Consider the following 7,694-nt stretch of genomic DNA (forward strand, 5'->3'; position numbering starts at 1 on the left):
TCGCAGGGGGCCCGTCGGCTTCACAGCTCCGTCTCGAAGCGCGAATCCTCGATGACATGCCCCCCGATGGTCGCCGCCGTGCCGTTGCGTGCCGCCCAGGCGGCGAATGCCCGCGCGAAGCCGCCATAGTGGTCTTCCGGCATGGCGAGCACGTTGCGCTCGTCCGCGATCGGCTCGACCGCATAGCCGACGGAGGTGAAGAAGGTCTGGAGCCTGTTCTGAGCCTCAGCGTCAAGCGCCTCGCAGATGAAGGCGGGCCGGTGGGCAGCGATGACGTGCCGCGCGCCTTCCAGCACCTCGGGCTCGACGCCTTCCACGTCGATCTTGACGGCGACGACAGGGCGCTTGGCGATCGCCGCGAGCTGTGGCGCATTGAGGTAGTCGAGCCGCGCCGGTTGCAGGATGGCGTCCAGCGGTACGGCCTTGACCGTCTCAGTGTGGTCGACCGCCTGTGTCTGACTGATCTTCTCGCCCGAGCACAGGCTGAAGAAGCCATACCTGTGCGGCAGGGTCAGGATCTCCTCGCGGTTCCATGCCGCCAGATGACAGGGCACGATGCGCGGATTAAAGCCGTTGAGCTGAATGTTGTAGATGAGACGGCCGAAGGTCACCGCCGACGGCTCGAAGGCGATGGAGAGCAGGTCCGGGCGGGCCCGCGCCGTCAGCAGCGCATAGAGGCCCGTATAGGCTCCAACGTCGATCACCATCCCGTTCTGCGGCGCGCCTTCCATCAGGAAGAGCCAGTAGGCGAGGGACTTCGGCTCGTCGAAGGCACCCTGCCGTATTGCGCCGAGGAGGTTGTCGTCCTCCCCCCAGGGTGCCGTGATGCTGTGCATCGTCACACTGTGCCCGTTGATGGTGATGGTGGAGTTCTGGAAGACGAATTTCTGCACGGGCAATCCCTTGGTGGCAGGCGTGGGCCGGGTTGTCGGGGGGCCGTCCCCGGCGAGCATCCAGGCATGAGGGGTGCCGGCGAGCGCCTTTGCCACCTCGTCGTAGTTCCGGATCGATTCTGTGAGACTCCACGGCGCCTGCTTGACGAGGGACGGCCTGCGCTGCGCCAGCGGGTCCACGCCGAAGGCGCGGGCGATCTCATCGGCCCGCTCGCTCGCCAGCAGTCCCTGGGCGTCGAACATCTCCTGATAATCGAGCGCGACGAGCGGCTGGTGCCCGTCGAGCCATTGCTCGATCACCTGTCGTTCGCGTTGCATGCCGTCGATGAAGCGCAGCAGCTTCGGGATATCGACGACCGCGGAACGGATCGTCACCTCCGCCGCATCGACCGTGTGCCAGACCTGGTTGGCGGCCGCGAGCAGGCCGGAGACGAAGACCTCCAGGAGATTGCGCCGCGTGAGGTGGATGATCGGCGCGCCTTCGGCCCGCGCGAATTCCAGGAGCCACGGCCGCGCAAGCGGCGCATGCCAGGGCCCGTTGAGGCTATGCAGGCTGTCGTATTTGACGTCGGGCAGGAGCGTCCGGCCTTCTCCGGCGAAGGTCGCGAGAAATCTCCGGAAATTCTGCGGTGCGTTCTGCGCCAACGCATTCAGCGGATCCTCCCGAACGTAGTCGCGGAGGTGGGTGAAATAATTGTGGCGATCGCCGAGGCCATCAGGGTGGAAGATCTCGCCGAGATAATAGAATTGCGGATGGTTGCGCCAGTCGAGGAGGCTGCCCAGCGCGCCGGTGCCGGATCGCTGGCGGGCAACGAGAAGGCCGAAGGGTGGGATCATGGCTGTTCCTTGCGTGAGACGGCGGGGCGCGTGGCTGAAGGCGGGAGCGCCGATGTCGCCCGCATGCGCGGCATTCGCACCGTCAGAGGATGTTCTCGTTGAACCAGAGCTCCACGCGTTCGAAGGCGAGATGGCAGTCGCTCTCCTCGCCGCGGGGCGGCAGCCGCGTGATGAGGAGCAGGCGATCGTTGCCCCGGCTCGTGCCATAGGCGGAGAGTTCGATCAGTGCCTGCCGGCCGGGCCCCACAGTCTGCCAGGCGCTCAGGGCGACGTCGTCCGCCATCTCTCCCCCGTCGAGACGGGCGAGGATGCGCTGCGTCGCCGCGTTGCCGCGCGCCAGGGCGACGGCTGCCTCGACCCCGCCGTTGTGCTCGCTGAGGTTGCGCACATGGGCGACGATGCGGCCCACCCGCCGGTGCGGGCCGCGCAACTCGCCGATCGTCACCTCCCCTGCGATGGGGTGGACGATGATGCCTCGGCTGCCGCCATGCCATTGCACCGGCTCCCATTCCCGCACGCGCCCCTGGGGATGGATGCGCGAGACCGGGCGCAATTGCTCGCCATGCAGCGTCAGCGGTCGATCGGGCCCATCTCCGGGCGGCTGGACGGGGTCGAGGCTCAGGAGGCGGGCAGGCAGCCCGACCGCGATCCCTGCCGCATCGGTGAGCCCGCCGGAGATCTTCTTGGTTGTCTCGCGTCGCCCCGCCAGAAAGGCGTCCATGGTGGCCGCGATCACGGGCATGACGAGGATGCCCTCGCCCGTCAGCGCACATTCCCGGGCGAAGACCTCGAACCAGAGGTCGCCGGCCCGCGGATCGAACGGCACCCGGGTCGGCAGATCGCGTCGCAGCAGACAGAACGGCGACGCGATGCGGCTCGAGACGAGCGCCATCGATGGCGCCTCGCCGGCATAGGCGCGCAGATAGTCGCTTCTCGCCGTATGCGGATCGACGAGTTCCACATGGCCGCAGACGAGGGCGAGTTCCGCATCCCGGGCCATCGCGTCGAGCGCGAGGGCGAGAAAACCCGGCGCTGCCTCGAAGCCGAAGGGATGGAGCAGCACCGCCTCCCGCTCCAGCGCGGCAAGCCGGCGCCCCAGCATCTCGGGACATTCGTTCTTGCCGGAGGGGAAGACGGCCTGCCAGCCCTGGGCCTCGACGCGGCGCGCCTCGGGCCCGTCCGGGGCGAAATGCCCACGCGGCAGCAGGACCTGCACCGCATCTGTGCCGCCCGCCAGGTCGAGCTCGGCATCGAGAGGCAGCACGGTATCGAAAAGCCGTTCGAACTCGGCGGGTGAGCGAATCCCGTGGCAGACGACCGTGACACCAGGACGCTTCACCTGCGCGACGGCGGGAGCACGCGAAACGGGCCACGCCGCGGGCCGCAGCCAGTAGGGCGTGTCGGGGGCTACGCTGGCTGTGGCAGAGGGAGCCCAGCACAGTGCCTTCTCCATTGCGGCAGCAAGACCCGCGACGGAACCATCGAACAGCAGGCAATTGTTTTCGTCCTGCCAGCGCGAGGTCTTGCCGAAGGCGGGGCAGCGTCCATTGAGGATGATCTTGCAACCCATCCGGCTCGCCTCGAAGGCGAACAGGCACAGACTCTCGTAGTCGGACGGCACGACCACCACCGAGCGGGCGAGATGGCTCGCGCGTTCGGCGGCGCTGGCGCCGAAGACGAACAGGATCTTCTCCTTCAGCGTCTCCGGCACGAGCGCCCGCAGGCCGGCGATATAGGCCTCGTCCCAGCCATAGGACACGAGCCTGAAACAGCCGGCGTGGTCCGGATGTCTCTCCAGGAAGAGGATTGCGGCACGAATGAAGAGGTCCGGCCGCTTGAAGGGTTGCAAGCGCGAGGAAAAGATGAAGTCTAAAGGCTCGCGCTCCGCCTGTACCGGCGCGTCGCCATCGTCGGGAAGGATGGGCGGAAATTCCAGCAGGCAGCGTCCTCGCCAGCGTCCGGCAAGGCCGTAATGGTCCTCGTTGAAGGCCAGGACGGTGCGTTCGTGCCCCACGATCAGGTCGGCATGGGCGAGCAGATGGCGCTCGGCATCGAAGACAATGCCGAGGGAATGGCCGGGGTGGTGGGTGAAACGCTCCGCCCGGTAGATCACTCCTTGTGTCGAGTGGATGCGGGCGGCGATGAGTGTCTGCGTGAAGGCAAGGCCGGCGCGCTTTGCCTCGATACTCGCCACGGCCCAGCCTCCGAAATCCGGGAACTCGACGATGTCGAACGGTGCGCCGCGCCGGCGCTCTGCAGCGAGGAGGCCCTGGTAGTACCGATAGGATTCGGCCAGGTGCCATTCCAATGTCCAGGGATGGGCGCCGGCCCGCGCAAGCAGCTGGGCCATCAGGTCCGGCCGGTTCGCGAGGTCCGGGCAGATGTGCACCTGCGCGAGTCCGTCGAACGTCCCGGCGAGCAGCATCGGTGCATCGGGCCTGCTTGCCAGGAGTTCGGGCGGCACGAGGAAGTGGATCTCCGCGGGAGAGCCCAGCGTCTCGTTGTGCCGGGCGAAATTGTGGAGCATGCGCCCGATGCCGCCGGGGCCGAGCGGATAGAGCTCATTGGTCACGAAGCAGATCGCGGGTTTCGTCATGGCTGTCACAGGGCCAGGAAATCGCCATAGCGCTGCGCTGCCAGTGCATGGCGGCGGGCGAGGTGGCAACTGATCATCTCCGCCATCGCCCCCGGGTCGGCGTGCCGGGCCGCTACCAGCCGCTCGACGTCGCGCGCCAGCAGGGCCGGATTGTCGAGATGCGGTGTGGTGCAGAGTCGGATGAGCGGATCGTCGTCGAACTCGCGGATCGACAGCGGTCCCGTCATGGCGGGCGTGCCGACGGCCAGGCTCTCCAGCTGGGTCATGGGCTGGCATTCGGCGAGGGTGGCCAGCAGCACGAGCGAGCTGCGCGCCATCTCCTCGAAGAGGTCGCGCCCGCGCAGATAGCCGACGAGCCGTAGCCGGTCGAGATTGACGAGGCTTTCAAGGCCGTTGGGGAAATTGGCGGTCTTGACCTGCTCGACATTGCCGGCGGCGAGAGCGCCGAGCACATTGGTATACATGTTCTTGCGCCAGCCCGGGTCGAGCGGCGCATAGACCGAGCGCAGTTCGGGCGGCTGCGCGCGGCGCTGCGACGGCAGATCCGGCGCGAAGTTGACGATGAGGCTGGGCCAGTAGTTCTCGAACACGGCGCCGAAATCCGGCTTGACCGAGGCGAGGCCCTGGAGGGAACCCATCCGGAGCCGTATCAGCAGGCGTGCCTGCATCACCATTTCGAAGTAGTGCTCGAACTGCGCCGTGGTGACGTGCGTGACCGCATGGCAGCGCAGATCCGATCCGAAGCGGGACTTCAGGGCCAGGAGCAACTGGTCGGCATTTTCCGAATAGCCCTGGAAAACGACATGCGTGATGCCGAGAGCCTGGATCTCCTCGGCGATTCCGGCCTTGTCGGCTTCCTCCAGTGTACCTTCGGCCGGGATGAGCAGCTTATGCCCGGGGCAATAGGCTGTGGCCTGGCGGATGCCGTGCCATTCGTGATGCGCAATGTGCAGGACCCGCTCGAAGCCGGCAACGCGATGGGCCGCGCGCAGCATGGCGGGCGTGTCGAAGACCGGCTTCAGAACGTTTGCCGTGTCCGGCGCCGGGCAGGCGTTGTCTTGCGCCGCGGCGAAGGGACTGACATGGCGGCCGGGCCGGCGCCGACCCTCGAAACGGCCGAACAGTAGGAAATGCACATAGCCCGAATGGAGCTGTCCTTTCTGCACGGCGGCTGCGACATCCGGGTTCCCGGCGAGATAGGCTGGCTCGTCGAAATGGTCCGGAACGGGAATGGGGGCTTTCAGCTTCTGGAGGGCGGACAGCGCCTCGTTCCAACCGGCGTCGGGTTCGAGAGGCCGGACGCGCAGCGATCGCACGAAGGACTTCAGGGACCTTCTGGCCAGGCTCCGGTTGATGCTGCCGATGATCCAGTCGAGATCCGTCCGGTCGTCGTCGCCGGCCGCGTTGGGGGTGCTCGCCGGCCGCCGCACCGGGTCTGACGCGGCCGCCGTGACCTCGCCGGGCCGCATGTCGTCGATATGGCTGAGGATGAGACTGAGCGCCACCGCGGCCTTGTCCATGTGGCGGCGCAGGAACGCGTTGCGCACGACCGCCGCAAGTTCGTCGTGCTGGTGCCCTGCCGCGCTGACCGAATTGGCATAGACGTTCGTGACGGGGACCTGGTCCCTGTGGTGGTAGAAGGCCAGCGGCTCCGGCAGGACGCCGATGTCCGCCTTCAGCAGGAATTCCAGATTGAAGAACCAGTCGCCGAGGACCGGCAGTGTCTCGTTGAAGCCGCCGATCTCATCCCAGAGCGTTCGCCGAAACAGGAAGGAGATCGGCGGAAAGAAATTGCCGCGGATCATCTGCGCCAGCTGTACGTCGCGCACCGCGGTCTGGAAAGGGCGGCGCCGACGTTCGATTACCTCGTCGTCGCGAATGTCCTCCAACACGTGGATCGAATGGGTGATGACGCCGCCGTAGCGCCGTCCCTGCTGGCTTGAGAGGAAGGTGACGGTCTTTTCCAGGAAATCGGGCGCCCAGCTGTCGTCATCGTCATGGATGACCACGAAGTCCGATCGGCACGCCGCCACGCCGGCGTTGGATGCGGCCTCCATGCCGCGGCTCTGCGCCAGGGAGAGAAAGAGGACACTGTTCCGGTCAAGCTGGCTTCCCTCGACGATGGACCGCGCCGTCTCTTCGTCGCCGCCGTCATTGACGACAACCCAGACGAAATCCTTGAAGGTCTGGCGGCTGACGCTCCGGGCGGCGCGCCGCAGCAGCAGCGGCCGGTTCCGCGTGCGCGTCACGACCGCAACCCTGCGCCAGGCGGCAGGCTGCGGCGTACACATCGCCGGCGTGGTATCGCCGGCAGGATGAGATGGGGTTGCAATGTCCATATGAAACGGTCGCCTGTCGGTTCGGTCTTCGTCCTTGCCTCGCCCTGTTCCCCGTTCACGCCCCACAGCCGCCGCCACGGGGAGCGGAGGAGCTGCTCCGTGCCACCCGGTCGATATCGCGACGGAGGGTTGCCGCGCTGCCGCAGCCCGCAATGCTGCCCTCCTCTCCGCCGCCGCATGTTGGCTGCCTGAACGCGCCGGCGCAGCAACGCCGATCGAAGCGCCGTGTCCGGTATGGCGTGAATGCCCCGGTTCAGGGTGAAGCTGCCACCGCGACGGGATCGCAGCCTTCGGCGGGACCGGCCCGGAAATTCCGCCGGCGGCCAAGGCTGGGTGTCAGGTGATTACTGGGGCGTGGTTGAGAGGAGGGTGTTCTGAGAAGAATAGGTCATGGCCAATCGTCCAATAAAGGGGAATCAGGGGCGGCAATCAAACTAAACCGGCACTATATAATGAAGCTTATTTTCGCGGTTGCTTGCCGTCAAGTGGCCGCGGCCGGTGGATCCTGGCATGCCGTGGCCGCCGTAGGCACGAGGGTGCTGCTGCTCCACCAGATGCCCCGGCGGCGGATGATGCGGGCCCGCGGGTGGGCGTGCGGCACATCGGCCGGTTCGTCATTGGCAGGCGCACCAACGGACTGCCGCGATGGCAACAGGCCGCGGCAGACATGCCACATGCGTGTGTTGGCCCGGTCTAGGCCGTAAACCCATAAACGGCTCTGGGTTCCCTGACGGTGGCAATTGTGATTCAAGCTCCTTTTCGGGAGCTTTGCGATGGGCCGCTACGATCTGACGGATTTCGAATGGGAGGCGATCCGGCCTCACCTTCCCAACAAGTCGCGGGGCGTGCCTCGCGTGGATGACCGGCGGGTTCTCAATGGCATCTTCTGGTGCCTGCGCTCCGGCGCGCCGTGGGCGGACATGCCGGCGCGCTACGGGCCGCCGACCACGATCTACAACCGCTTCAACCGATGGCGGAAGGCGGGCGTCTGGGATCGGCTCATGGACGCGATCACAAGGGCTTACGATG

At 66.7% G+C, this 7,694-nt stretch carries 4 protein-coding genes; 1 reads left to right on the forward strand and 3 read right to left on the reverse strand.

Annotated elements, in window-relative coordinates:
* Window positions 1-20 precede the first annotated feature (20 nt).
* From P2T65_RS05885 to P2T65_RS05895, 3 genes are all read right to left on the reverse strand, one after another.
* Window positions 21-1,730 carry an FkbM family methyltransferase gene (locus P2T65_RS05885; RefSeq protein WP_055458550.1) on the reverse strand — a complete coding sequence of 570 codons (1,710 nt, stop codon included), beginning with the start codon at window positions 1,728-1,730 and terminating at the stop codon, window positions 21-23.
* Between the two features lie 82 nt (window positions 1,731-1,812).
* Entirely contained in the window at window positions 1,813-4,326 is a 2,514-nt protein-coding gene (locus P2T65_RS05890) for a glycosyltransferase (RefSeq protein WP_276199390.1), read from the reverse strand.
* Between the two features lie 5 nt (window positions 4,327-4,331).
* Window positions 4,332-6,575, reverse strand: a complete 2,244-nt coding sequence (locus P2T65_RS05895; RefSeq protein WP_276199391.1) for a glycosyltransferase — start codon at window positions 6,573-6,575, stop codon at window positions 4,332-4,334.
* Window positions 6,576-7,438: 863 nt separating this feature from the next.
* On the opposite strand from P2T65_RS05895, the gene P2T65_RS05900 reads away from it, so the two are divergent.
* A partial coding sequence (locus P2T65_RS05900) for a transposase (protein WP_276198947.1) occupies window positions 7,439-7,694 on the forward strand: 256 nt, incomplete at its 3' end.

Origin of the sequence: Chelatococcus sp. XZ-Ab1 (assembly GCF_029309855.1) — a bacterium.
GTDB lineage: Bacteria > Pseudomonadota > Alphaproteobacteria > Rhizobiales > Beijerinckiaceae > Chelatococcus_A > Chelatococcus_A sambhunathii.